Source organism: Bifidobacterium sp. LH_558 (assembly GCF_056356295.1).
On sequence record NZ_JBKETZ010000005.1, the window covers coordinates 229,469 to 254,784 of the forward strand.

Annotated in this window: 19 protein-coding genes and 1 other RNA gene; 19 read left to right on the forward strand and 1 reads right to left on the reverse strand. The window is 62.2% G+C overall.

The features are described from left to right. Positions 1 to 121: 121 nt before the first annotated feature. Positions 122 to 634, forward strand: a complete 513-nt coding sequence (locus AC1AV0_RS08290; RefSeq protein WP_476573000.1) for a regulatory protein RecX — start codon at positions 122 to 124, stop codon at positions 632 to 634. 743 nt (positions 635 to 1,377) lie between these two features. Continuing rightward, positions 1,378 to 2,364 carry a type IV toxin-antitoxin system AbiEi family antitoxin domain-containing protein gene (locus AC1AV0_RS08295; RefSeq protein ID WP_476572929.1) on the forward strand — a complete coding sequence of 329 codons (987 nt, stop codon included), beginning with the start codon at positions 1,378 to 1,380 and terminating at the stop codon, positions 2,362 to 2,364. Positions 2,365 to 3,040: 676 nt separating this feature from the next. On the opposite strand, the gene rnpB is transcribed toward AC1AV0_RS08295, so the two are convergent. Beyond that, positions 3,041 to 3,408: RNase P RNA component class A (gene rnpB, locus AC1AV0_RS08300), an RNA gene on the reverse strand. A 177-nt stretch (positions 3,409 to 3,585) separates the two neighbouring features. Here rnpB and hpf point away from each other — a divergent pair. The 17 genes from hpf to AC1AV0_RS08385 all read left to right on the forward strand — a co-directional run bounded on the left by hpf (position 3,586) and on the right by AC1AV0_RS08385 (position 25,229). Then, positions 3,586 to 4,239, forward strand: a complete 654-nt coding sequence (hpf, locus tag AC1AV0_RS08305) for a ribosome hibernation-promoting factor, HPF/YfiA family (RefSeq protein WP_072725545.1) — start codon at positions 3,586 to 3,588, stop codon at positions 4,237 to 4,239. Between the two features lie 188 nt (positions 4,240 to 4,427). After that, positions 4,428 to 7,352 (forward strand): preprotein translocase subunit SecA, encoded by a 2,925-nt coding sequence (secA, locus tag AC1AV0_RS08310; protein WP_476572931.1) that lies wholly within the window; start codon positions 4,428 to 4,430, stop codon positions 7,350 to 7,352. Between the two features lie 346 nt (positions 7,353 to 7,698). Further along, positions 7,699 to 8,748, forward strand: coding sequence for an anthranilate phosphoribosyltransferase (trpD, locus tag AC1AV0_RS08315; RefSeq protein ID WP_476572933.1), 1,050 nt, complete (start codon positions 7,699 to 7,701; stop codon positions 8,746 to 8,748). A gap of 320 nt (positions 8,749 to 9,068) precedes the next feature. Further along, a complete protein-coding gene (locus AC1AV0_RS08320; protein ID WP_476572935.1) occupies positions 9,069 to 10,043 on the forward strand; it encodes a sugar kinase in 975 nt (324 codons plus the stop codon). 72 nt (positions 10,044 to 10,115) lie between these two features. Next, a complete protein-coding gene (eda, locus tag AC1AV0_RS08325; protein WP_476572937.1) occupies positions 10,116 to 10,769 on the forward strand; it encodes a bifunctional 4-hydroxy-2-oxoglutarate aldolase/2-dehydro-3-deoxy-phosphogluconate aldolase in 654 nt (217 codons plus the stop codon). A gap of 277 nt (positions 10,770 to 11,046) precedes the next feature. After that, positions 11,047 to 12,492 carry a tagaturonate reductase gene (locus AC1AV0_RS08330; RefSeq protein WP_476572939.1) on the forward strand — a complete coding sequence of 482 codons (1,446 nt, stop codon included), beginning with the start codon at positions 11,047 to 11,049 and terminating at the stop codon, positions 12,490 to 12,492. Positions 12,493 to 12,698: 206 nt separating this feature from the next. Further along, positions 12,699 to 13,694, forward strand: coding sequence for a LacI family DNA-binding transcriptional regulator (locus tag AC1AV0_RS08335; RefSeq protein ID WP_476572941.1), 996 nt, complete (start codon positions 12,699 to 12,701; stop codon positions 13,692 to 13,694). A 131-nt stretch (positions 13,695 to 13,825) separates the two neighbouring features. Next, complete coding sequence (gene uxaC, locus AC1AV0_RS08340; protein WP_476572943.1) at positions 13,826 to 15,235, forward strand: glucuronate isomerase; 1,410 nt, start codon at positions 13,826 to 13,828, stop codon at positions 15,233 to 15,235. Then, on the forward strand, positions 15,226 to 16,812 hold the full coding sequence (locus AC1AV0_RS08345; protein WP_476572945.1) for a glycoside hydrolase family 28 protein: 1,587 nt from the start codon (positions 15,226 to 15,228) through the stop codon (positions 16,810 to 16,812). The genes uxaC and AC1AV0_RS08345 overlap by 10 nt, the downstream gene beginning before the upstream one ends. A 101-nt stretch (positions 16,813 to 16,913) precedes the next feature. Next, positions 16,914 to 17,927, forward strand: a complete 1,014-nt coding sequence (locus AC1AV0_RS08350; RefSeq protein WP_476572947.1) for a LacI family DNA-binding transcriptional regulator — start codon at positions 16,914 to 16,916, stop codon at positions 17,925 to 17,927. Position 17,928: 1 nt separating this feature from the next. Continuing rightward, positions 17,929 to 18,849, forward strand: a complete 921-nt coding sequence (locus AC1AV0_RS08355; protein WP_476572949.1) for a substrate-binding domain-containing protein — start codon at positions 17,929 to 17,931, stop codon at positions 18,847 to 18,849. 246 nt (positions 18,850 to 19,095) lie between these two features. Next, entirely contained in the window at positions 19,096 to 20,703 is a 1,608-nt protein-coding gene (locus AC1AV0_RS08360; RefSeq protein WP_476572951.1) for an MFS transporter, read from the forward strand. Positions 20,704 to 20,765: 62 nt separating this feature from the next. Beyond that, positions 20,766 to 21,911: a glycoside hydrolase family 88/105 protein gene (locus AC1AV0_RS08365; RefSeq protein WP_476572953.1), complete on the forward strand. Its 1,146-nt coding sequence runs from the start codon at positions 20,766 to 20,768 to the stop codon at positions 21,909 to 21,911. 102 nt (positions 21,912 to 22,013) lie between these two features. Next, positions 22,014 to 22,820 (forward strand): gluconate 5-dehydrogenase, encoded by an 807-nt coding sequence (locus tag AC1AV0_RS08370; RefSeq protein ID WP_476572955.1) that lies wholly within the window; start codon positions 22,014 to 22,016, stop codon positions 22,818 to 22,820. A gap of 26 nt (positions 22,821 to 22,846) precedes the next feature. Then, the gene (locus AC1AV0_RS08375) at positions 22,847 to 23,485 is read left to right on the forward strand and encodes an RpiB/LacA/LacB family sugar-phosphate isomerase (protein WP_476572957.1); all 639 of its coding nucleotides are present in this window, start codon (positions 22,847 to 22,849) and stop codon (positions 23,483 to 23,485) included. A 198-nt stretch (positions 23,486 to 23,683) separates the two neighbouring features. Beyond that, positions 23,684 to 24,421 (forward strand): SGNH/GDSL hydrolase family protein, encoded by a 738-nt coding sequence (locus AC1AV0_RS08380; protein WP_476572959.1) that lies wholly within the window; start codon positions 23,684 to 23,686, stop codon positions 24,419 to 24,421. A 262-nt stretch (positions 24,422 to 24,683) separates the two neighbouring features. Next, the gene (locus AC1AV0_RS08385) at positions 24,684 to 25,229 is read left to right on the forward strand and encodes a hypothetical protein (RefSeq protein ID WP_476572962.1); all 546 of its coding nucleotides are present in this window, start codon (positions 24,684 to 24,686) and stop codon (positions 25,227 to 25,229) included. Positions 25,230 to 25,316: the final 87 nt, after the last annotated feature.

Here is a 25,316-nt window from a genome sequence, read left to right on the forward strand (position 1 = left end):
AGTCGAGCGTCATATTTCGACCGAGCATCATGCTTCGACCGAACGTCCTGCCTTGGCTGGGTGTCGTGCTTTGGTCAATCTCCGTGCGTTGGCTGGGCGTCGTACCGACGCCGATTCGGGTATGCGGGGATATGAGGCTCGCCCGTTCTCCGCGTCCGTCGAAGACGGGTCGGATGATATGGATCTCGATGCCTGCCGTGAGGCGGCGTTGCGTCTGCTCGACGCGGCACCCCGTGCGTCGGGTGCGTTGCGTACCCGTCTGCTCGACAAGGGATATGCGGAGGAGATCGTCGACGAGGTTATCGAACGGCTTACCCGCGTGCAGCTGCTCGATGACGAAGCTTACGCCCAGTCGGCGGTCCGCTATTGCGCGGGCCGTATGATGGGCCGGCGTGGCGCTTCGATGGAGCTGGTCCGCAAAGGCGTGAGTCGTTCCTTGGCCGAGCGTGTCTGCGCTGAAGCCGAATCCAACGGCGTGTTCGAGGAATCGGCATGGGAATTGGGCCGTTCAGTCGCGCGCAAAACCCGCGGCCTTGAACCCCAAACGCGCAAACGCCGCTTCTGGAGCGCAGGTGGCCGTAAAGGCCACAATCCCGAAACCCTACGCACCGTCGCCGCCGAACTCTTCAGCTGAACCGCACCCAAGGTGCCCTTCGTCGCCATTGCCTGGCGGTCCGGTTCGACGGCATGGAGGGCGGCGTTAGGTCACAAGTCACCCTTCGCGCCATTATCCGACGGAGTCGGTTCGGCATCGCGGAGGAAGCACCGGGGTTCCTGAGACACCCCTCGTAACCATTTCGGAGTCGGTTCGGCGTCGCGGAAGGCGGCACCGAGGTCTCCGATTATCCGGCGGCTAAGGGGCCGATTCTACGGCGAAGAGGCTGGCCCACACGGGGCCGCCGAATATCCGGTGGCGTAGGGGGCGATACGTATGACGGGTAGATCGACTTACGTGTGTCTGGACGCGGGAGGTTAGTGAGGATGGAACGTCGTGGATTTCGCAGTTCAACGGACCATGTGCGAAATCGACGACGTTTGGTCTCCTTCAAACGTCGTGGATTTCGCACACCCTTCGTTGAACTGCGAAATCTACGATGTCGGATATAGGGATGGTGGTGGCTCGCCATCGTCAATCGGGGCGAAGGCGGCTGTGTCTCTACAGAGCGGACGAGTACGACTCCATCGGTTTGGAGAAGTTCGTCGCTGAGCGGGAAGGTCGGCTGTGGTTCGACGGGCGGATGTGCACAAGGGGAGGGTGAAGCCTGTGCGGTCTTCAAGTACTTTTTTGTGGCTCGACGGGCGGATGCGAACTAGCAGAGGGACTGCGGACGTTGTGTTTGCGGTTCATCGCAACTATTCGGATAAAGAGGTCTGAACATGAACGAGCTGTTTGCGGATGCAGAAAAGGCCGGACGATGCGTTGTCGGAAAGGACGACGCGACACGCGCGAAGCTCAGGCGTCGGGTGAAGTCGGGTGAGGCGGTGTGCCCGTATCGTACCTTGTATGCGCGTGCTGAATATTGGAGTGGACTTAATGCGGTCGAGAAGACGCAGCATGTTGTCGCTTCGCTGGCGCAGAAGCATACCCAGTGGGTCTTCGCCGGTTTAAGTGCCGCTGCGATGTTGGGAATCGACCATTCCTGGTCTCTTCATGATGATGGCGTGGTGACCATAGCCACGCAAGGGTCGCGCCATAGCACCAAGGGATACCGGAAGTTGAGGCGTATGTATATGCCGTCGATTCCCACGCAGGAAGTCCTGTACCGTGGGCAGAAGATTCGCGTTACCACCGTGGCACGCACGTTGGTCGACTGCGGTATGTCGGAGTCTTTCATGTTCGCATTGGCGTTATTCGATTCCGCATTCCGTCGCCAGATGGTTACGGAAGACGAGATCGTGGCGGTGTGCGACGGCAAGAAGGATGCATGCGGCCCGGTGTTCCGTTTGATGCATTACGCCGATCCGCTCAGCGAAAACGGTGGGGAATCATTATGCAGAGCGGTGATTATCGAGGAGGGGTTTGCGATTCCCGAATTGCAACATACGTTCGTGGACCCGGATAATCCCATAAACCAGTATCGCGTGGATTATGTGTGGCATTGTCCGGATGGGAGAGTCATCGTTCTGGAATACGACGGCGTGCGCAAGTATGTCGACAACTCGATGACGCGGGATAGAACCGTCACCGAGCTGGTCTCCAATGAACGGTCCCGGGAGGCGGGACTGCGGCGGGCGGGAGTCCATGAGATCGTGCGAGTGTTTCATCATGAGGTGATCGATCGAACGTCGCTGGTGATGAAACTTGAATGGGCGGAGGTTCCGCATGCGGATATGAGGTATTCGCTATACGAGCGTCAGGCGTAGGCTCCATCACCGTTGAAAGGGACGATGCGTGGCGGTCTGAACGACACGTGTGCTGGGCCGTGGGAGGCTCGTCAACATGCCGGTGCAGTTCGGCTGAATGACACGTGTGTCTGGACGTGGGAGGTTCGTTCGGGTTGGTGAAGCATGCGACGCGCGACTCGAACGACACGTGTGTCTGGACGTGGGGACTGGTGAAACTGGAACGTCGTGGATTTCGCAGTTCAACGAAGGGTGTGCGAAATTCACGACGTTCGGTGTCCTTCAAACGTCGTGGATTTCGCACATGGTACGTTGAACTGCGAAATCCACGACGTTGCAGGGTGTTGGGCCGTGTCTGGTCGGGAAACACCGTATGCGGTTGGAGACATTGGAAGAGGTCGGAGATGGTCGAACGTGGCAGACACGGGTGAGGCGGGCGGACACGGGTGAGTGGCAGAGGTGAGTGGAAATGCGCGGAGATGGGTGATTGTGGTGCACGTGGGTGGAAGGAGGGAAGCGTCTGGGCGCGGTGCGCGTGGGTGGAGATGACTGAGGGTGATTGGGGCGATGCGCGGTAGGGTTCGTGGGGTGGGTTCCCGACGGTATAAACGTGGGATGGAGCCGGCGACGCGAATGTGGGTGGGCGGGTTCCCGACGATATGAGCGTGGTGCACGAACGTGGGGACGGGTAAAGAAGAAAGTGAGACCTCTTATACCCCGGGTTCTGTCACACGCGCGAACGCGTGCGGATGGCCATCCATCTCGACCTGACGTCGCCGCCAGGCTCTAGCAGCCTACCCGATGACACGAGCGAGCAGCCCTTACCGTCATCTGCTTGGCCTTGCTCCCGATGAGGCTTGCCATGCGGTCCCTGTTACCAGGCACCCGGTGGTCTCTTACACCGCCGTTTCACCCTTACCCGTCGAGGACGGGCGGTCTGTTCTCTGTTGCGCTATCTCTCAGGTCGCCCTGGGCGGACGTTATCCGCCATCGTGCTCTGCGGAGCCCGGAAGTTCCTCAGCCGATCCCAATGAAGATCACGGCCGCGGCCATCAAGAGGTCTCAAACGCACAACTATACCAGTGGATCGGGAATATCGGCGCGTCCTGATCTTTGGGAAAACTCCCCGCGAGTTTTCCCGTCGTTCACGCGTCGGTTGGGTACAATGGGGCGTACCCGAACGGTGATGACGCTGTTCGGAACACATATAGCGGGCAACCGCTTGAGTCAAGGGAGGTCCACATGGAAATCGTCGTTACCGGACGCCACACGCAGATCAAGCAAAGGTTCCGTGATGTCGTCGAAAGCAAGATGAATCGTGTGACCGCTATCGCCCCCGACGCCCAGCGCGCGCAGATCGTGCTGACGCATGAGGGCAACCCCCGTCAGGCGGATACCGCCAAGCGGGTGGAAATCACCATCATCGCCGGTCGTACCGTGGTGCGCGCCGAAGCTTCCAGCACCGATGAGTTCAGCGCGCTGGACATGGCTTTGGACAAGCTGACCCTGCGTCTGCGCCGCACGCGCGACCGTCGTAAGGACCATCGTCGCGGATATTCGAATCCGCTGCCGGTCGATTTGGGCGAGGTCGCTCCCGTCGCGGTGGAAGAGCCGGAGGAGGAGCCGAACAACAGCCCGGAGGCCGCCGTCGCCTCGGATCTCGGTCCGGGCGAGTCGGTGGAGGTCCAGGTTGGGGACACGCCGATCGTCATCCGTCGCAAGCTGCATATCGCGGAACCGATGAGCATCGACGAGGCGCTGTATGAGATGGAACTCATCGGACACGACTTCTTCCTGTTCGTGAACAAGGAGACCAACCGTCCGTCCGTGGTGTACCACCGTCACGGCTGGAGCTACGGTGTGTTCGAGATTGACACTCCGGAGAACATTCAGTAAGACTTGCTGTCGATAGTCTGATTGTTGGCCCGCAGTCCCGTTTGGGATTGCGGGCTTTTCGTTGTGATGTCGCGGCTGATGCGCCGGACGTGCGCAAAGTTACGTAATTTGGTCGAAGTGAAGTCGTGTCATAGGGAAAACGCGACTATGCTCGGTAACGGTCCACACGAACAACAGAGGAGTGACACGTGGTAGACATTGTTGACAAAGCCCTACGTATGGGCGAAGGCCGACAGATCAAGAAGCTTGAGAACGTGGCCAAGGCCACCAACGCGCTGGAGGAGGAGATCTCCGCGCTCTCCGACGAGGAGCTCAAGGCACAAACCGCGAAGTTCAAGGAGCAGGTCGACAACGGCAAGAAGCTGGACGACATCATGCCTGAAGCCTTCGCCACCGTGCGTGAGGTGTCCAAGCGCACGCTCGGCCAGCGTCACTTCGACGTGCAGCTGATGGGCGGCGCCGCCCTGCATTGGGGCAACATCGCCGAAATGAAAACCGGTGAAGGCAAGACCCTGGTCGCCACCCTGCCGAGCTACCTCAACGCGCTCGAAGGCAAGGGCGTGCACGTGGTCACCGTCAACGACTACCTCGCCAGCTACCAGAGCGAGCTCATGGGCCGCATCTACCGCTTCCTCGGCCTGAACGTCGGTTGCATCATCACCGACCAGAAGCCGCCGGAACGCCGCAGGCAGTACAACGCCGACATCACCTACGGCACCAACAACGAGTTCGGCTTCGACTACCTGCGCGACAACATGGCGTGGGAGCGCGGCGATCTGGTGCAGCGCGGCCACCACTACGCCATCGTCGACGAGGTCGACTCCATCCTCATCGACGAGGCCCGTACCCCGTTGATCATCTCCGGCCCGGCCGAAGGCGATGTGACCCGTTGGTACCGCCAGTTCGCCCGCCTGGTGATCAAGCTTTCCCGCGACGAGGACTACGAGGTCGACGAGAAGAAGAAGGTCGTGGGCATCCTCGACCCGGGCATCACTAAGATCGAGGACTTCCTCGGCATCGACAACCTGTACGAGCCGGCCAACACCGCGCTGATCGGCTACCTCAACAATGCGATCAAGGCCAAGGAGCTCTTCCTGCGCGACCGCGACTACGTGGTGACCCACGGCGAGGTGCTCATCGTCGACGAGCACACCGGCCGCATCCTGCCGGGCCGCCGCTACAACGAGGGCCTGCACCAGGCCATCGAAGCGAAGGAAGGCGTGGAGGTCAAGGCCGAGAACCAGACCTTCGCCACCATCACCCTGCAGAACTACTTCCGCATGTACGACAAGCTCGCCGGCATGACCGGTACCGCCGAAACCGAGGCGGCCGAGTTCATGAGCACCTACAAGCTGGGCGTGCTGCCGATCCCCACCAACCGCCCGATGATCCGCAAGGACCAGGACGACTTCATCTTCCGCACCAAGAAGGAGAAGCTCGCCGCCATCATCAAGGACGTGGCCGGACGCCACGCCAAGGGCCAGCCGGTGCTGCTCGGCACCGCCTCCGTGGAAAGCTCCGAAATCGTCTCCTCGCTGCTCGACGTGGCGAAGATCCCGCATCAGGTGCTCAACGCCAAGCAGCATGAGAAGGAAGCCGCGGTCGTCGCGGTCGCCGGCCGCAAGGGCGCCGTCACCGTGGCCACCAACATGGCCGGCCGTGGTACCGACATCATGCTCGGCGGCAACGTCGAGTTCCTCGCCGATGCCAAGCTCAAGGCCGAGGGCTATTCGCCCGAGGACACTCCGGAGGAGTACGAGAAGCGTTGGCCGGGCACCCTCAACGAGGTCAAGGCCCAGGTCAAGGACGAGCATGAGGAGGTCACCGAACTCGGCGGCCTGTACGTGCTCGGCACCGAGCGCCACGAATCCCGCCGTATCGACAACCAGCTGCGCGGCCGTTCCGGCCGTCAGGGAGATCCGGGCGAGTCCCGCTTCTACCTGTCGCTGGAAGATGATCTGATGCGTCTGTTCAACACCCAGCTGGTGGCCCAGGTCATGGCCAAGGGCATGCCGGAGGGCGAGCCGATCCACGCCAAGTCCGTCACCAAGGGCGTGCGCACCGCGCAGAAGGCCCGCGAGTCGCAGAACTTCGAGATTCGTAAGAACGTGCTCAAGTACGACGACGTGATGAACAAGCAGCGCACGGTTATCTACGCCGAGCGCCAGGCCGTGCTCAAGGGCGAGGATATTCATGGCGATATCGAACGCTTCATCACCGAAACCGTCGAATCCTACGTGCGTGGCGCCAACAAGGGTTCCGACAAGCCGGCCGATTGGGATTGGGAAGGCCTGTTCAAGGCCCTCGCCGCCGTGATCCCCACCAAGGTGGAGATGGACGACGCCAAGGAGGCCGTGGGCAAGCTCAAGGGCGACAAGGCCGTCGAGGCCGTGCGTGACCTGATTGTGGACGACGCCAAGGAGCAGTACGCCAAGTTCGAGGAGCTGCTTGGCGAAGAGGGCCTGCGTCAGCTGGAGCGCCGCGTGGTGCTCGCCGTGCTCGATCGCAAGTGGCGCGAACACCTCTACGAGATGGACTACCTCAAGGACGGCATCGGCCTGCGCGGCATGGGTCAGCGCGATCCGCTGGTCGAATACCAGCGCGAAGGCTTCCAGATGTACAACTCCATGGTCGAGGCCATCAAGGAGGAAAGCGTTCAGCTGCTCTTCCACGTGGATATCCAGCAGGTCGCCAAAACCGAGGACCTCACCTCCGAGAAGGACGAGGACGCCGCCGTCGAGGCCACCGAAGCCGCGCTGGGCATCGAATCCGCCGGTGAGGGCATCGAGGCCGCCGAAGTCGCGGCCGAGGACGTCGAGGAGACGGAAGTCGGCGAATCCGACGGCGAGACCGCCGAGGAACCCGCCGAGGCCGCCGCTGAGGAGACGGACGAGGACGTGGTCCGTGACGAGGACGGCAACCCCGTGATCGTCGGCCCGGCCCCGATCAGCCACGCCGAAGGCAAGGTCCCCGCCAGCAAGCGCCCGAAGAGCGAGGAGCTCAAGACCCCGTGGGCCGACGGCAAGACCTATCCCGGCACCGGCAAGAACACCGAATGCCCGTGTGGTTCCGGCCGTAAGTACAAGATGTGCCACGGCCAGAACGAAGAGTGAGCCGCCGGCGATGCCAAAGCATCGCCACAAGCGGCTCACCCGAGGAGTGGAAAGCCCAGTGGGCTTTCCGCGACGAAGGCATCCTTATGACGTAGCGTCATTCGGACATGCGTAATCGACGAAAGGGAGTCGGCCTGATTGAACCGCACCCCGATTATTGGACTGAAGCAATTCAGATTCGATGATTGCAGGTGCGGTTCAGAAGGTCGGCTCCCTTTTGCATATTCGGCCCGTCATCCGGGAGAGACCATCCGTGATACGGACGCGCCGGCTGGTGATAACGCAAGGCGATTACAATGGCGGGCGGAACACAACAACGACGTGGCATGCGTCAAGGGAGGGCATCATGGCCGAAATCACTTGGAAGTCGATCCTCACGAAACTGGTTGGGGGCAACCATCTGACCGCCGAGGAATCCGAGTGGTTCGTCGACGACCTGATGCAGGGCAACGCGAATCCGGCGGCTGTGGGCGCCGTGCTCGCCACCCAGCAGCAGCTGGGGCTGACCGCCGACGAGGTGCGTGGCGCGGCCAAGGCGATGGTCGCCCACGCGGTGCCGCTGCACGTGGCGGGGGAGACCACCGACATCGTCGGCACCGGCGGTGATGGCGCGGCCACCGTGAACCTGTCCACCATGGCGTCGGTTGTTGCGGCTGCCTCCGGTGTGAAAATCGTCAAGCATGGCAACCGCGCGGCCTCGTCCAAAAGCGGCGCGGCCGACTGCCTCGAGGCACTGGGTCTGCCGCTGGAGCTGGAACCCTCCGCCGTGGGCGAGGTGGCCGATGAGGTGGGCATCACCTTCGCGTTCGCCAAAACCTTCCATCCGGCCATGCGTTTCGTCGGACCGATCCGCGCCGCGCTCGGCGTGCCCTGCGTGTTCAACGTGCTGGGCCCGCTGACGAATCCGGCCACGCCGAAGCATATGGCCATCGGCTGCGCCAACCGCGCCATGAGCCCGGTCATGGCCGCCGTCTACGCCGCCAACGGCCAGTCCGGCATGGTGTACACCTCGCAGGAGGGACTCGACGAGCTCGCCCCGACCGGCCCCGTCTCCGTGTGGGAGTTCAAGGACGGACAGGTGAGCGAAACCGAATTCAACCCGATCGAGGAACTGGGTCTCGCCAAGGTCTCCCTGGATGATCTTCGCGGCGGCGAGCCGGAATACAACGCCCAGGCCGCGCGTGACTTCTTCGCCGGCAAGGACGTGCCCTTCCGCACCACCGCGCTGCTGAACGCCGCCTCCGCCATCGTGGCCGACGGCCATCAGGTGCCGGCCGACGCCCCGCTCGCCGAGCGGTTCAAAGCGGCCTACGCCATCGCCGAACAGGCCGTCGATTCCGGCAAGGCCGAGGCGCTGCTGAGCAAGTGGATCGAGGCGGCCAAGGCGCGCGCATAGAACGGTTCTCAATAGCGTTCGTGCGACCCTCACATTGGGCGTAAACGAACATCACGGGCGGAGTTTCGTTGGAACTCCGCCCTTATTGTTGTCTTGCAGCCGAACAGACATGTTCGCTTGATATGCGAAAAGGTCGCACGGGGCGGACTTTCCATGCCTGCCGTGCGACCCGCGCCTTATGGAAACCCTTGGCAACATCTTCCTCGCCGCAGCGCTTGGTGCGGTAGCCTGAACGCATCAATCAACAACCGGACGGCCCTGTTCCCCAGGGTCTAGGTCAGTGCGCCCTGATGCCGGTTGCCGATACGGAAGAGGCAAAGATGACAACGGTGAATGGCATCAGACCGGGCAAGGTGCTGCTGGTCGGAGAGCCCATGGGATTGTTCTCCGCCAATCAGGAAGGTCCGCTCAGCGAAGTGGGCGTATGGGCCGCGTCGGTGGCCGGCGCCGAACTCAATGTGGCGATCGGTCTGAAAAGACTCGGGCAGGATCCGCTGTACCTGACCAAAATCGGCGACGATCCTTTGGGCGAACGCATCACGGCGTTTCTGAACGCCAATGCATTGGACACCTCGCTGGTGCAGGTCGACGGCGACCATCACACCGGTTTCATGATGAAGTCCCGCGTGAGCGAGGGCGATCCGAAAACCTTTTACTACCGTAAAGATTCGGCGGCTTCGACGCTGAGCGCCGACGATGTGGAGCGGCTCGATTGGAGCGGCATCTCCCTGACCCATCTCACTGGCATTCTTCCGCCGCTCAGCAACTCCACATTGGAGGCCTCCTATGCGCTGGTCGACCAGTCCCGCGCGCACGGCGCGTTCGTCAGCTTCGACCCGAACCTGCGTCCCGCCCTGTGGAAGAACGAGACCGTGATGAGATCCACGCTGCGTCGCCTGGCCTCGCATGCCGACCTGGTGCTGCCCGGCATCGGCGAAGGACAGGTGTTGTTCGGGGTGAACACCGTGGAAGACACCGCCAAAGCGTTTCTGGACAATGGCGCGAAAACCGTCGTCGTCAAGGACGGTCCTCGCGGCGCGTACGCGTCCGACGGATCGGTTGAGATTCGTGTGCCGGGCTTCGTTGTGGACCATGTGGTCGACACCGTCGGCGCAGGCGACGGTTTCGCCGCAGGAGTGCTGTCCGCGCTGCTGGAGGGCAAGTCCCTCGCCGACAGTATGGAGCGCGGCTGCGCGTTGGGCGCCATCCAGACGCAGCAGGTCTCGGACAACGAAGGATTGCCCACGCCCGATCAGCTCGCGGCGTTCATCGCCGGCCATCAGCGGGCCCTGTGACGGGCGCGGCGGAATCACGCAATCCCACACGAAGCAAGCGGCAAAAGCTTTAAGGAAAGGATAAACAAAACCATGAGCATCGCACGAACCAATGAGGAGACCATCGCCTATCTGAGCGAGCTGGGCATCGTTCCCCTGGTCACCCTGCATTCCGTCGAGGAGGCGGTGCCGCTGGCCCGCGCCCTTGAAGAGGGCGGAGTGCCGGTCGCGGAGGTCACCTTCCGTTCCCCGTATGCGATCGAGGGTATGAAGGCCATCGCCGCCGAAGTGCCCGGCGTCACGCTGGTGGCCGGCACCGTGCATGATGTGGACCAGGCCAAGGCCGCCGTCGACGCCGGATGCGTCGGATTGGTGACCCCCAGCTTCGACGAGGCCGTGGTCGACTGGGCCCTCGAGAACGACGTGCTGGTGCTGCCCGGCACCGCCGTGCCCTCCGATGTGGAGAAGGCCTACGACCGCGGCCTGAGGTATGTCAAGTTCTTCCCGGCGGAGGCCTATGGCGGCGTCAAAACCCTCAAGGCGCTGAACGGCCCGTTCTCCGAGATGAAATTCCTGCCCACCGGTGGCGTGAGCCTCGACAACGCGAAAGATTATCTGGCCCTGAAGAACGTGTTCGCCATCGGCGGCTCCTTCCCGGTGCCCTCCGAAGCGCAGAAGGCCCACGATTGGGCCGCCGTCGCGCAGGCGTGCAAGGATTCCCGCGCTCTGGTGGAGCAGGTCCGCTAGTCGCTTTTCTGATACGCAGCTTCGGCCGCGCCACGTATCTGAACCATCGCGTGGCGCGGCCGAAGCGCGTTAAGGGGAAGGCCTCTGTGCGGCTTGCCGACTGTGGGAGTGCCGGTTCGCGCCGGACGCGCTGCAATCCGTGGCAACATGTTGACGGTGACGCCTTGTCTCGCCGTAGCCTTGAGGTCATCAATCCCAAGCCGAGAATCCACGTGGGTGTGGCGTATCGGTTCGGGACCAGACCTGATTGAACGCCACAGCGAAACGAGGAACTCATATGGAACCCATCAATGCCGGCATGGCTCTCGAACGCGGATTGACCACGACGCAGGCGGCGGACCGTCCGATCACCGTGGTGCAGTTCGGCGAAGGCAACTTTCTGCGCGCGTTCGTGGACTGGATCATCCAGCGGATGAACGACGAGGGACTGTTCAACGGCAACGTGGCGATCGTCCAGCCGCTGGAAAGCGGGCGCGTCAAGGAACTCGAAGCGCAGGACCGCCTGTATACGGTGATGCTCGAAGGCATCAAAGACGGGCAAGAGGTCCGCAGCCGCGAGCTGATCGACTCCATCGGCACCACCGTCGACGTGTACCAGGACTGGGAGGGATATCTCGCGCTGGCGGACAATCCCGACCTGAAAATCATCGTCTCCAACACCACCGAGGCGGGCATCGCCCTCAGCGACGAGGACACGCCGGACGCCAAGCCGCCGAAAAGCTATCCGGCCAAACTGGCCCAACTGCTCAAGCGCCGTTACGACCAAGGCCTCGGCGGACTGCTGATCATCCCATGCGAGCTGATCGAAGACAACGGCCCTGCCCTGAAACGCTGCCTGACGGACACCGCCCGCCGTTTCGGCTGGGGTGAGGACTTCGTCGAGTGGATCGAACGCGAGAACACCTTCGTCTCCACGCTGGTCGACCGCATCGTGCCCGGCTACCCCCGCGACAACGCCGAAGCCCTGTGGGAGGAGCTCGGCTACCGCGACGACAACATGGTCAAGGCCGAACCCTTCGCCCTGTGGGTGATCGCCGGCGACGCCGACGCCCAAGCCAAGGTGGAGCGGCTGCTGCCGGCGAAACAGCTCGGCATCGACCTGATCACCTGCGACCAGGTGCGTCCCTATCGTGAACGCAAGGTGTTCCTGCTCAACGGCCCCCACACCACCATGGCCCAGGTCGCGCGTCTCGCGGGTCTGGAAACCGTGGGCGAGGTCATGGGCGACGATACGGTCCGCTCCTTCATCGAACGTGAGATGCGCGAGGAGATCATCCCCGTGCTGACCTTGCCCGAAAGCGAGCTCGAAGGCTTCGCCGACGCCGTGCTCGAACGCTTCCGCAACCCCTTCGTCAAACATTCGCTCGACTCCATCGCGCTCAACTCCGTGGCGAAATTCACCGCCCGACTGCTGCCGATCGTGCGCCGCAACGTGGAGCAGGGACGCGGCGTGCCCCGCCGCATCGCCCTCGCTCTCGCCGCCCTGATCGCCTCCTATGCGGGACTGGCGCCGGTCGAGGTCGCCGTCGTTGACGTCGACGACGCCAAAACCCGCCTGGCCGGCGTGACCGCCGAGAAGGAGTCCGTCGCCGCCGCGCTCGCCGATACGGCTTTGTGGGGCGAGGACCTCACCGCCATCGACGGTTTGGCGGATGCGGTCGCCGCTGACGTCAAGACGATCGCCGAAGGCGGTATCCGAGAGCTTATCGCGACGTTGTCGTGATCCACCACGCGCGGCCCGCCATCCGTAAAGCGAATCCGGAAGCCGCGCGCCTGAACAAACTGTGGAACCCGTTTCGTCATGCGTGTTCCATTCCTTCCAGATGAGGCCGCCGCCCGAGTGCCAACGGGCGGCGGCCTCGTTGCGTCTCCTTCCGCTATGATGAATGCTCAGGAACGTATCGGTGCGATTCAAGGGGAGCGAAGCGTATGGGCGAAGGCAAGGTGACGATCCGCGATGTGGCAAGGGAAGCCGGCGTATCCCCATCCACCGTCTCCCGGGCGTTCGCCCGTCCCGACCGGGTGAGCGCCGCCACCGCCACGATTATCTTCGACGCGGCCAACCGTTTGGGCTACCACAGCGAACCGGTGCAGACCGTGCCGTTGCGCGGCATCCGCGGCGTCATCGCCGTCATCGTGCCCGATATCGCCAACCAATTCCTCTCCGACGTGATTCGCGCCGTGCAGCATGAATGCGACACGCACGACTACGCGCTGATCGTGGCCGAATCACGCGAAAGCGCCTCCATGGAGCGCACCGCCTTCGACCGCATCGCCCCGCTGGTCGATGGCGTGATCCTCACCTCGTCGCGCATGCCCGACGCGATGATCCGCAAATGCGCGCAGACCCGACCCATCGTCTCGGCCAATCGCATCGTGCGCGGCGTGGACAGCGTGGTCATCGACATCAACGACGGCGTCGAACAGCTCGCCGACCATATCCAACGTATGGGTTTCGACCGCATCACCTACCTCGACGGGCCGGCCACCTCATGGTCGGTAGGATTCCGCTGGCATGCCGTCTCTCAGGCCTGCGCGGCCCGAGGAATCACGACGCGCCGCCTGTGGCCGGGCGCTCCCACGGTGGAGGGTGGCTTCGCCTTCGCCGGAAAATACCTTAATGATCCCACCGGCATGGTTCTGGCGCACAACGATCTGATGGCCGTCGGCTTTATGGCCGCCATGCGGCGGCAGGGCAAGCAGTGTCCACAGGATTATTCGATCGCCGGCTTCGACAACGATTTGATCGGGCAGATCTCGCAGCCGACGCTGACCACGGTCCGCCAGTCGCCGGCCCTGATGGGCACGCGCGCGGCGCGCATTTTGTTCGACCGACTCAAAGGGGAACGTCCCGCGCAGGACGTCACCACCGTGCCCACCTCGCTGATCGTGCGCGAAAGCACCCGTCGCCAGGAAAACAACTGACGGGATTGTCTCCGGGCGGCACGCGCGCGGCATGGCGTGGCCTCGTCTACAACGTTTGGCAACAAACGGGCGTGAGCGGCCGCCGTCTTCGTAAGCTGGCGGCACGACGCAACCAGCATGAAGGAGTGCATATGAATTTCCTGGACGACGACTATCTGCTGACCACCGATCTGGCGCAGGAGCTGTTCCACGCCCACGCCGCGACCATGCCCGTGGTCGACTACCATTGCCACCTGCATCCCGAGGAGATCGTCGACGATCCCTGCTTCACGGATATCGTGGCCGCATGGCTCACCGACGGCAACAACTACGGCGACCATTACAAATGGCGTCTGATGCGCGCCAACGGCGTGCCCGAGGCGCTGGTCACCGGTGACGGCGATCCGTGGGAGAAGTTCCTCGCCTACGCCACCACAATGGACAAGGCCATCGGCTCGCCGGTGTATCTGTGGACGCATATGGAGCTGCGCCGGTACTTCGGCATCGAGGAGACGCTGTCCGCGAAAAGCGCCAAAGCCATCTTCGATGAATGCAACGCCAAGCTCGCCACCCCCGACTTCTCCCGCAGGGCCCTGCTGCGCCGCATGAACGTGGATACGGTGTGCACCACCGACGATCCGGTCGACGATCTTCACTATCACGAAGCGTTCGCCAAGGAGGGCGACACCTTCGCCATGCTGCCCGCCATGCGCCCCGACAAGGCCCTCAACCCCGACAAGGAGGGCTTCGTCGAATGGGTGGAGCGTCTCGAGGCCGTCAGCGGTACGACCATCTCCTCGTTCGACGACTTCATCGCCGCGATGAGCCAGCGCATCGACTTCTTCCACGAGCACGGATCGCGTCTGGCCGACCACGCGGCCGATCTGATGACCTACGACGAGGCCACGCCGGCCGAACTCGACATGATCCTCGCCAAGGCGCGCGCCGGCAAGGGGCTGACCGCGCTTGAAGTGTCGCAGTACCGCACCGCCTTCATGATCCAGCTCATGCGTCTGTACACAGACAAGGAGTGGACCATGCAAATCCATCTGCACGCCATGCGCAACGTCAACACCTGCGAATTCGGCATTCACGGCGCCGACACCGGATACGACGCGATCAACGACCGTTCCATCGCCGAACCGCTGTACCATCTGCTCGACGCCGCCGCGCGCGAGGGCAGCGTGCCGAAGATGCTGATCTACTCGCTGAACCCGAACGACTACATGGCCATCGCCACCGTCATGGGCGCGTTCCAAGGCGAGATGAAGCAGCGGCTGTCGCTGGGCAACGCATGGTGGTTCAACGACACCCGCACCGGCATCCGCAAGCAGCTGGAGGTGCAGGCCGAAACCTCGCTGCTGGGCAACGCGGTGGGCATGACCACCGATTCGCGCTCCTTCCTGAGCTTCCCCCGTCACGAGTTCTTCCGCCGCATCCTGTGCGAACTGATCGGCGACTGGGCCGCCCGCGGCGAAGTGCCGAACGACGTCGACTATCTCGCGCCGCTGGTCGAGAACGTCTCGTTCAACAATGCCAAGGAGCTGTTCTCATGCAACTAAGCATCATCTGGAAATGCGCTCGGGCCGCCGTCGTCGAAGCCGATGACGGTGGAGTCTACCGCACCCGAACCCAGTGGCGCATCGTCGTCAACGACCGGCCGTGGGGAACCACCGATCTGGTCGAAACCTATCTTGACGGCCTTGAACCGAACACCACATACCGCGTGCGCTACGAACGCGACCTTGCCGACGGCACCGTGGAATCATCCAACGCCGTATTCGTCACCGAGCCTGAAACCTTCACGCTGGACGTGCGCGATTTCGGCGCGGCCGGCGACGGGGAGCGCGACGACACCATCAGCCTGCAGGCCGCCATCATGGCCTGCCCCCGAGGCGGGCGCGTGTTGGTGCCGGCCGGCGAATACCGGGTGAAGAACCTGTTCCTCACCAGCGGACTGACCCTCGAACTGGCCGAAGGCGCCGTCATAGCCGCCCGGCACGACCGCGAAAACCTCGCCTATCTGCCCGGCACCGTGCAGGGCGAACCCGGCGCCGGCTACGCGGGTGGCGACAAACTGCCCTTGGGACGTTGGGAAGGCGAGTCGTTCCCCATGTTCTGCGGCATTCTCACCGGGCTGAGCGTGAGCGATGTGACCGTGTACGGCCGTGGCGTCATCGACGGCGGCGCCAACGACGACGAGGACAACTGGTGGTACGAGGCCAAGCGCATCCGCACCGCCACCCGCCCGCGCATGGTGTTCCTCTCCGACTGCGAACGGGTGGATATGGTCGGCGTCACAGTGCGCAACAGCCCCAGCTGGAACATCCATCCGGTGCTGAGCCGGAATCTGCGCTTCCTGAACCTCACCATCGAAAGCCCCAAGGTCTCGCCCAACACCGATGGACTGAACCCCGAATCCTGCGACGACGTGCTGATCAAGGGATGCCACTTCTCCGTGGGCGATGATTGCATCGCCGTCAAATCCGGCAAAATCGCCATGCCGAAGGAACTGCGCCCCGCATGCCGCAACCTGGTGATCGAGCAGTGCCATATGCATGACGGGCACGGCTCCATCGTGCTCGGCTCCGAGGCGGCCGGCGGCATCAAAGGCCTGATCGCCCGCAACTGTCTGTTCGAGCGCACCGACCGCGGCCTGCGCATCAAAACGCGGCGCGGACGCGGACGCGACAGCGTGTATGAGGCGATCCAGTTCGACCATATCGTGATGGACGAGGTGAAGGTGCCCTTCGTCGTCAACTCGTTCTATTACTGCGATCCGGACGGCACCAGCGATTACGTGCAGAACCGCGGGCCACTGCCCGTCGACGACGGCACGCCGAATGTGGCGTCCCTGTCCTTCCGCAATATCGAGGCCACGAACTGCCATGCCGCGGCGGCCTACATCACCGGTCTGCCGGAAAGCAAGATCGGGCGGGTGGCCTTCCATCACGTGCACGTCACCTTCGCGCCCGACGCACAGCCCTTCCTGCCCGCCATGGCGTGCGGTGTGGAGGAGATGACGCGTCAGGGCATCATCGCCCAGAACGTCTCCTGTCTGGTGCTCGACGACGTGGATATCGAAGGGCAGGAAGGCGATGCCGTGCTGCTGTCGAATATCGACGTCGTCGAACGGTAGAAGCGCCCGCGCTGCGGCTTTCGCCCTCCGGCGACCTTGTCTTAGACTGGTTGGCGGAAGGCGAAAGCCCATAACGTCAAGCAAATGCGGGGAGGCCGCCCATGAAGAAGGTCACGATACGCGACGTCGCCAAAGCGGCCGGTGTGGCGCCTTCGACGGTGTCGCGCGCGCTGAGCGCCACCGAGCGGGTGAGCTCGGAGACGACGCGGCGCATCTTCGAAATAGCCGAACGTCTCGGATACCAGATGCCGGGAGAGGCGGCGGCCATCCCATCGCCGGAGCTACGACGATTGGTCGGTATCGTCGTGCCCGACCTGACCGATTCGTACTGCGCCGCCGTCGTGCACGCCGTGGAGCATGAATGCTTTGGGCATGGCTTCTCGCTGGTGGTCGCCGAATCGCGCGGCAGCGCCTCCTGGGAGCGTATGGCGCTCGATGGGGTGCTGAGGAACTGCGACGGCGCGCTGCTGTTCGCCCCACGCATGCAGAACGCGCAGATCCGCGACTACGCTGAGCGCATCCCGTTGGTGGTTCTGGGCCGGCAGGTCAGGGGAGTGGGCAATGCGGTCGTGGATCTGACGACGGGTATCGGCCAGGCCGTGAGCCTGTTCGCCGTACGCGGATACGAGCGCGTCGCCTATCTCGCCGGGCCCGACTTCGCCAAGGACGCGGGCGCGCGATTCAAAGCGCTGGAATCCGCATGCGACGAACATGAGCTCGCCGTGCGCCACCTGTGGCCCGGCGAACCCACCTTCGAAGGCGGACGGGCCTTCGTCGGCAAATATCTTGAAGACCCCACCGGCGCCGTCATCGCCTATAACGACATGATGGCGCTGGGATTCATGGCCGGCATGCGCGAACGGGGATATGAGGCGCCCCGCGACTACGCGATCATCGGATTCAACGACGACGTCTCGGCGCGCGCGGCGACTCCGGCGTTGGCCAGCGTGCGCATGTCCTGCGATGCGTTGGGCTCGTCCGCGGCCCGTCTGCTGCTGCGGCGGCTCGAAGGCGTGGACGGGGAAGGCTCCTTACGCGACGCCTATGTGACGGTGCCGTCCTCGCTGGTGGCGCGAGGCAGCGTCGGCAACGTGGGCCATAACGAAAGGCATTGATATGAACGACGCGCAGGCGATGCGATTGTCCGTGAGCCCTCTGGATCAGGGGGAGGGGCTGATCACGCTCGCCATGCCTTCGATCGCACAGCCGTATCGCGCGCAGCTCGCCTCCACGGTGATCGCCGAGGCTCGCTCCCACGGATGGCGGGTGGATATGGTCGTCTACAAGGACGAATGGGGGTTGAGCGCCGAGGAGTATCTCGATACCCGGCGTGGGCCGTGCGATGGCCTGCTGCTGTATCTTGTGGGCAGCGACGTGTTGAGCGAGCGGGCCCTCACGCAACCCTTCCCAGTGGTGTGCATGGGGCCGCGCCGCCAAACCCATTCGTTGGCGGACCAGGTGCTGTCCGACAATGTGGCCGACGCGCGCAACGCGACCGAACTGCTTATCTCCACCGGCAGTCGCAGACTTGCGCTGGTGGGCGTGCAGGACGATTTCGACGGCGTTGCCGTGAGTGAGGAACGCGAGGCCACGCGCGGCTGGGAGCGTGTTCGCGGCGTGCTCGAAGCCTGCGGGGCGAACGGCATAACCCTTGATCCGCGCTTGATCGGCGTGACGGGGGATGGATGGACCATCGGCGCCGGCTATGAGACGATGATGCGGCTGGCCGGTTCGGGCGCGCCCTTCGATGGCGTCATCGCATTGAACGATCAACTGGCCATCGGCGCGCTGTTCGCACTGAAGATGCTGGGGCGCGGCGTGCCCGACGAGGTGCAGGTCATCGGATTCGACAACACCTTCGAAGGCGAGCACATGGTTCCTCCGTTGACGTCCGTGGATTCCAACATCGCATGGATCGCATCCTCCGCCGTGGACCTGCTTTCCCGGCGCATCCACGAGAGGGCGGCCGGCTATGACTTGGAGCCGGTGCGGTTTCAGCGCGAGTCGGCGATCATGTTGCGCGGCACCACGCGATAGTGCACGTTCAGTGCAACAAAAAAGCAACAAACTTGTTGCCAACGTTTGCCTACGTTATGTGACACGCGGCTGACATGTCTGGAATACCAACGATTGTTTTCTGCTTGTTCTGTTGCGTAAATGTTGCGTATTAATCTGAAATCAATGCAACATCCGAGGTTTGTGTGTTGCACAGATTATCATTCTTACCACGATTGGCGCAGACGGCATCGCGGCCTCGCCGATCAGGCCTCCAAGGAGGGAAGCATGGCTGAACAAGCAGTTCCGCAACAACGCAAGGTGGGTTTCATCACCCGTCTGGGATATGGGTCGGGCAATCTCGTCGGATCGGGCGCCCTTGCGATCTCGGCCTCATGGCTGACGATCTTCTACACCACCTACTGCGGCCTGAGCATGGCCCAGGCGACGTTCATCTATTCGTTCGCCCTGATCGCCGACGTGGTGATGAACCCCATCGCCGGCTTCATCTCCGACTCCTTCAACAACACCAAGCTCGGCCGTAAATTCGGCCGCCGCCGCTTCTTCATCCTTCTGGCGGTGCCGGCCCTGGGCGTCCTCAACCCGCTGATGTGGATCGTGGTGCCCGGAGGCTTCTGGTACTACTTCGCGATCTATCTGGTGTACAACCTCATCTACACCACCGTGATGATCCCCTACGACGCGCTGCCCGCCGAAATGACCGGCGACTTCAAGGAACGCACCTACCTGTCGGGTCTGCGCTCCATCTTCGGCAAGGGCGCCAACTTCCTGACCGCCGCCCTGCCCGGTGTGTTCTTCGTGACCTTCGGCGAGAAGAATCCGATGGCCTTCTTCTACATGGGTCTGGCCTTCGGCGTCATCATGGCCGGCGCCATGCTGTTCGTCTACCTGACCACTTGGGAGCGTCCGGTCGACGACACCACCATGGAGAAGGTCGACAATCCGCTTGAGGCCCTGAAGAAGCTGTTCGTCGACATCTTCTCCACCCTGCGCATCCGCACCTTCCGCCATCTGCTGGGCATGTACCTCTTCGGATTCGGCGCGGAATGGCTGTTCAACTCCACTTTCAGCTACTACGTGGTCTACGTGCTCATGCTCCAGAAGTCCAACGCCTCCTGGTGGCAGTCGCTCAGCCCCATCCTGCAGGTCGTCTCCACGCTCGGCGTCATGTTCCTCATCGCAAAGATCGGCTTCAGGAAGCCCTACATCATCGCCGAATGCGTGATCATCACCTGCGCCATCGCCTACGCGGCCTGCGGATTCTTCCATCTTGACGCCGCGTCCGCCGCCGGCATGGTCGCCATCACCTCCATCGTGGTCGTGTTCGGCCTGGGCACCGGCGCCGTCTACTACATCCCGTGGCAGACGTATCTGTTCGTGGCCGACGCCGACGAGATCGTCACCGGCCGCCGCCGCGAAGGCACCTTCTCCGCCGCCATGCACCTGTGCGGCAAGCTGATGAACTCCGCCGTCGTCGCCATCCTCGGCACCGCGCTCGCCGCCGCCGGATTCATCGAATCCACCGCCGATAACCAGGTGGCCGCGGCCGACCAGCCCGCCGCCGTGCACACCACCATCCTGCTGGTGCTCGTCATCGGCGTGGGCGGCCTGTCCCTGCTCGGCATGCTCTCCGCCCAACTGATGAAGATGGACAAGAAGAACGACGAGATCGCCATCGCCGAATGCGAACGCATCAAGAACGGCGGCCGCATGGAAGACGTCGACCCCGAGGTCAAGCGCATCTGCGAGGAGCTCACCGGCGTGCAGTACGAGATCTGCTTCGGACACAACACCATCGGCTACCACACCCCCGAAGAGCTCGCCCGCATCAAGGCCGAGCTGCCGACCCGCAAGGCGATGAACTTCGGCAAGTGACATATCATGAGGCCGTTCCCTTTCGAGACGGGGAGCGGCCTCTTTCCCTCACAAGGAGACATATGGGAAGCTCACGAATCCTCAACACATACATCCAGCAGCTCATCGAGACCTCGACGCCCGAGGCGCCCGCGTGGAACATCGAAAAAATCCGCGCCGGCAAGCCGAACACGTGGAACTACATCGACGGCTGCATGATCAAGGCGCTTATCGAACTCAACGAAATCACCGGCAAAGACGTCTATCTCGACTTCGCGGACCGGTTCATCGACTATTTCGTCGACGACGACGGCATGATCGCCAGCTACGATCCGAAAGAATACAACCTCGACAACATCAACGCCGGCAAAACGCTGTACGGACTGCACAACCTCACCGGCAAAACCAAATACCGCAAGGCCATGGACGTGATCTACGGCCAGCTCGAAGGCCAGCCGCGCACCAAAGAGGGCAACTTCTGGCACAAGCTCATCTACCCCAACCAGGTGTGGCTGGACGGCCTGTACATGGCCCAGCCCTTCTACGTGCAGTACGAACTGAGCTACCGCGACGGGCGCGCCTGCTCCGACTCCTTCCACCAGTTCCAAGTGGTGCACGATCTGATGCGCAACGAACGCAACGGACTGTACTATCATGCCTACGATTCGTCGCGCAAGGACTTCTGGTGCGATCCGGTCACCGGACTGTCGTCCAACTTCTGGCTGCGCGCAGAAGGATGGTTCGCCATGGCGCTGATCGACACATGGGAGCTGCTGCCGGCCAATATGAGCGCCGAGAAAGACACGATGCGCCGCATGTTCAGCGAGCTGATCGACGCCATGCTGCCCTATCAGGACGAGGAAACCGGCATGTGGCATCAGGTGATCAACCTGGGCCGCATCGCGCCGAACTATCTGGAGACCTCCGGATCGGCCATCTTCGCCAACGCGATCATGAAGGGCGCGCGACTGGGCGTGCTCGACGAACGCTACTGGAATTACGGATACAAGGCGTATAAGGGCATCTGCGACACCTGCATGAACGAGGAAGGCGGCCGCCTCACGCTCGACAACATCTGCCTGGTCGCAGGCCTGGGCAACACCGAACACCGCGAGGGCACCTTCGACTACTACATGAGGGAACCCAAGGTGCGCAACGACGCCAAAGGCGTCGCGCCGCTCGTCCTCGCCTACATCGAAGTGCTGCGCCACGAGCAGGGCGCGCGCTGACGCTGGCAACAGCGTGCAAATAATTTGGCCGAACGGTCGTGTTCGGCTTCAATACACCAGTGAAGGCTATCGCAGACGACGGCCACGGAAAGGACGACCGAAATGACATTCGATATGAGCAAGTTCTCATTGGAAGGCAAGGTGGCGCTTGTCACCGGCGCATCCTACGGCATCGGCTTCGCCATCGCCTCGGCATTCGCCGCGGCGGGCGCGAAAATCGCGTTCAACGACCGCAATGAAGAGGCTTTGGAGCGCGGGCGTCAGGCCTACGCCGAAGCCGGCATCGACGCCCACGGATACGTGGCCGATGTGACCGACGAAGCGCAGGTCGCCCAACTCGTCGCCGACATCGAGCGCGATTTGGGCGCCGTCGACATTCTGGTCAACAACGCGGGCATCATCAAGCGCGTCCCCATGCTGGAGATGCCTGTCGAGGATTGGCGTCAGGTCATCGACGTCGACCTCAACGCCCCCTTCATCGTCTCCAAGGCCGTCATCCCCGGCATGATCGCCAAGGGCCACGGCAAGATCATCAACATCTGCTCCATGATGAGCGAGCTCGGCCGCGAAACCGTCTCCGCCTACGCGGCCGCCAAGGGCGGTCTGAAGATGCTCACCCGCAACATCTGCGCCGAATACGGCGAGGCCAACATCCAGTGCAACGCCATCGGACCGGGCTATATCGCCACCCCGCAGACCGCGCCTTTGCGTGAGCGCCAGGCCGACGGATCGCGCCACCCCTTCGACCAGTTCATCATCGCCAAGACGCCGGCCGCCCGTTGGGGCACCACCGAGGACCTCCAGGGTCCCGCCGTGTTCCTCGCCTCCGATGCCTCCGACTTCGTCAACGGACACGTGCTGTACGTGGACGGCGGAATTCTGGCCTACATCGGCAAGCAGCCGGCTTAACACGCAACCGAAAGGAAAACGGATTGATGCGCATCGCACTGATCAATGAGAATTCGCAGGCCGCCAAGAACGGTCTGATCTACGAGGCCCTGAAGAACGTGGCCGACGAGAAAGGCTTCGAAGTCGACAACTACGGCATGTACGCGGCCGACGACGAAGCCCAGCTCACCTACGTGCAGAACGGCATCCTCGCCGCGGCCCTGCTCAACACCGGCGCGGCCGACTTCGTGGTCACCGGCTGCGGCACCGGCGAAGGCGCCATGCTCGCCCTCAACTCCTTCCCGGGCGTGATCTGCGGCCACGTCGAGGATCCGCTCGACGCCTACACCTTCGCGCAGATCAACGACGGCAACGCCATGGCCATCCCCTTCGCTTTGAAGAACGGCTGGGGCCAGGAGCTGCAGCTGAAGTACATCTTCGAGCAGATGTGGCTTGAGGAGCCGGGCTCCGGCTACCCCAAGGACCGCGTCGTGCCCGAGCAGCGCAACAAGAAGATTCTCGACGGTGTGCGTGAAGCCGCCTTCAAGCCGCTGGTCGACATCTACAAGGCCCTCGACCCAGAACTGGTCAAGGGCGCGTTCGCCGGCGAACACTTCAAGGAGCTGTTCGAAGCTCATGCCACCGACGGCGAAATCAAGGACTACGTGCTGTCCCTGATCGGCTGATTTTCAGCTGTGTGATGTGATGCGGCGAAGGCCGTGCGAACTCCTATCGAGTCCGCACGGCCTTTTTCATATACTCCGGAGTGGGCGGCTGCGTGGGCCTCGCTGCGGGTTCGCTGGTGATAGACTGCCGACTGTGTCGTTCACGGCTGCGCCAAATGGTTGCGCCGTGGGTCTCGCTCCCGAAGGAGGGCTCCTGCTATGTCTGAGACGGTTATCTATGCGTTCGGAGACAGTATCGTCAACGGCCATGTCTATCCGCGGCAAGGCAGCGTGGAGCGCGTCGCCGCGTCAATCGGCGGTTGCCGGGTGGTCAAGATGGCTCGCAACGGCGCCACCATCTGCTCTACTCCATTGAGTAATGCGGATTTGGGTGGGCAGATCATGAAGCAGGCCGATGAGGTTCCTGCGGGCGCGCCCGCGCCCGACGTCATCGTGTTCAACGGGCTGACCAACGATGTGCACCAAGGATTCCTGCGCGAGCATCCGGGCGAGTTGACCGCCTCCGACGAATTTGAGCCGTCCCGATTCGACCCCGATACATACGCCGGCTGCTTCGAGTCGACCATCGCCGAATTCCGTCGCCGTTGGCCGAATGCAACGATTATGTATCTGGCCGTGCATAAGAACGGTGCTCAAAGTTTCGAGAATCAGGTAACCGCTCGCCGGTTGGCGTTGGGTGCCTGCGCCAAATGGGGTATCGCGGTGGCCGACGTGTGGGCGGACTCCAATCTCGACACCCGGCGGGACGAGGATCGCGTCCGGTATTCCTTCGATGCTTTGGGTGGCGACGGTCTGCCTGGCACGCTTGAAACCATCTCCTACGACCATCCGGATAGGCAGCCGAGCGGCACCCATCCGAATTTCCCGGCCATCGACCGGTTCTACACTCCGGTGCTGGGAAAGGTACTGACTTCGATGCTGCCTACGGGACGCTGATTTTCCGCATTGGCGTCTCTCCGCGGCGGGCGCGGTCGACCACTGGTTGTCCGCAGGAGACTGCTTTCCATATTTGGCGAGCGACACCACCGCGCGTGAGGGGTGTTGGTTTTCCATCGTGTTGACTTGCCCGCGATACGTCGACGCCGCCGCGCGTGAGGATTGTTGAGTTGCCTGCAGAGGGCCGTTCTTCCGTGTGGGGCTATGCCATACTGCCCTTCAAAAAGACGGTATTTTGTTATCTGTTGTTATGTTGCTCTCTATGAGCATAACAGCATTTGCCGCAGAACCTTCCCCAGAAGAAAGTATCAGTCTGTCTACGATAAATCAACACAAAAGTATTCATAATGCAAAAATTTCTGCGAAAACAGGCATACCGCATATCACTACGGCGATCAAAATTTTGTCAGACTTGAATGGTGATCAGTTTGAACTGATTGAGCTTGGGGAACAGGGATACATGATTTTTGATCCAAAATCAGGAAAATATTTGGAGGAAGCATTAGATTCTCCATCACCATACTTGGGGCGTACTGAAAATTTATATTATTTTGGCCCTCTTAATTATTATCAGCGCGTAGATGGAAAGTTTGTCCATACAGTAATTCATGGTCAATACGATATATCCTATAGTGAGGGCATTTCCGTGCAGAATACATTTGACGCAGCATTGCAGCGTTCCCGTTCCAAGAAAGATACCGAAATGTTGGCGTTAATGGAGCAGAACCCCAATTCGATAACTGGTAAGAATAGCATACAAGCTCATTTTTCGACAAGAGCAAGTGCGAGGTTCGTCATTAATAAGTGAGCGCGTAATCGTTGTTCGTTTGTCGTAATGGGTGAGCGCGAAACGGTGCCTGCGATCTATTTGTCGTTTTGTCCGGCGTCGGCGCGC

Bases quoted from the DNA above. Each gene is read 5' to 3' on its own strand.
- AC1AV0_RS08385 (WP_476572962.1), top strand. From the start codon at position 24,684: ATGAGCATAACAGCATTTGCCGCAGAACCTTCCCCAGAAGAAAGTATC.
- AC1AV0_RS08330 (WP_476572939.1), top strand. From the start codon at position 11,047: ATGGAACCCATCAATGCCGGCATGGCTCTCGAACGCGGATTGACCACG.
- AC1AV0_RS08375 (WP_476572957.1), top strand. From the start codon at position 22,847: ATGCGCATCGCACTGATCAATGAGAATTCGCAGGCCGCCAAGAACGGT.
- AC1AV0_RS08295 (WP_476572929.1), top strand. From the start codon at position 1,378: ATGAACGAGCTGTTTGCGGATGCAGAAAAGGCCGGACGATGCGTTGTC.
- AC1AV0_RS08370 (WP_476572955.1), top strand. From the start codon at position 22,014: ATGACATTCGATATGAGCAAGTTCTCATTGGAAGGCAAGGTGGCGCTT.
- AC1AV0_RS08380 (WP_476572959.1), top strand. From the start codon at position 23,684: ATGTCTGAGACGGTTATCTATGCGTTCGGAGACAGTATCGTCAACGGC.
- uxaC (WP_476572943.1), top strand. From the start codon at position 13,826: ATGAATTTCCTGGACGACGACTATCTGCTGACCACCGATCTGGCGCAG.
- hpf (WP_072725545.1), top strand. From the start codon at position 3,586: ATGGAAATCGTCGTTACCGGACGCCACACGCAGATCAAGCAAAGGTTC.
- eda (WP_476572937.1), top strand. From the start codon at position 10,116: ATGAGCATCGCACGAACCAATGAGGAGACCATCGCCTATCTGAGCGAG.
- trpD (WP_476572933.1), top strand. From the start codon at position 7,699: ATGGCCGAAATCACTTGGAAGTCGATCCTCACGAAACTGGTTGGGGGC.
- AC1AV0_RS08345 (WP_476572945.1), top strand. From the start codon at position 15,226: ATGCAACTAAGCATCATCTGGAAATGCGCTCGGGCCGCCGTCGTCGAA.
- AC1AV0_RS08360 (WP_476572951.1), top strand. From the start codon at position 19,096: ATGGCTGAACAAGCAGTTCCGCAACAACGCAAGGTGGGTTTCATCACC.
- AC1AV0_RS08290 (WP_476573000.1), top strand. From the start codon at position 122: ATGCGGGGATATGAGGCTCGCCCGTTCTCCGCGTCCGTCGAAGACGGG.
- AC1AV0_RS08335 (WP_476572941.1), top strand. From the start codon at position 12,699: ATGGGCGAAGGCAAGGTGACGATCCGCGATGTGGCAAGGGAAGCCGGC.
- AC1AV0_RS08320 (WP_476572935.1), top strand. From the start codon at position 9,069: ATGACAACGGTGAATGGCATCAGACCGGGCAAGGTGCTGCTGGTCGGA.
- AC1AV0_RS08355 (WP_476572949.1), top strand. From the start codon at position 17,929: ATGAACGACGCGCAGGCGATGCGATTGTCCGTGAGCCCTCTGGATCAG.
- AC1AV0_RS08350 (WP_476572947.1), top strand. From the start codon at position 16,914: ATGAAGAAGGTCACGATACGCGACGTCGCCAAAGCGGCCGGTGTGGCG.
- AC1AV0_RS08365 (WP_476572953.1), top strand. From the start codon at position 20,766: ATGGGAAGCTCACGAATCCTCAACACATACATCCAGCAGCTCATCGAG.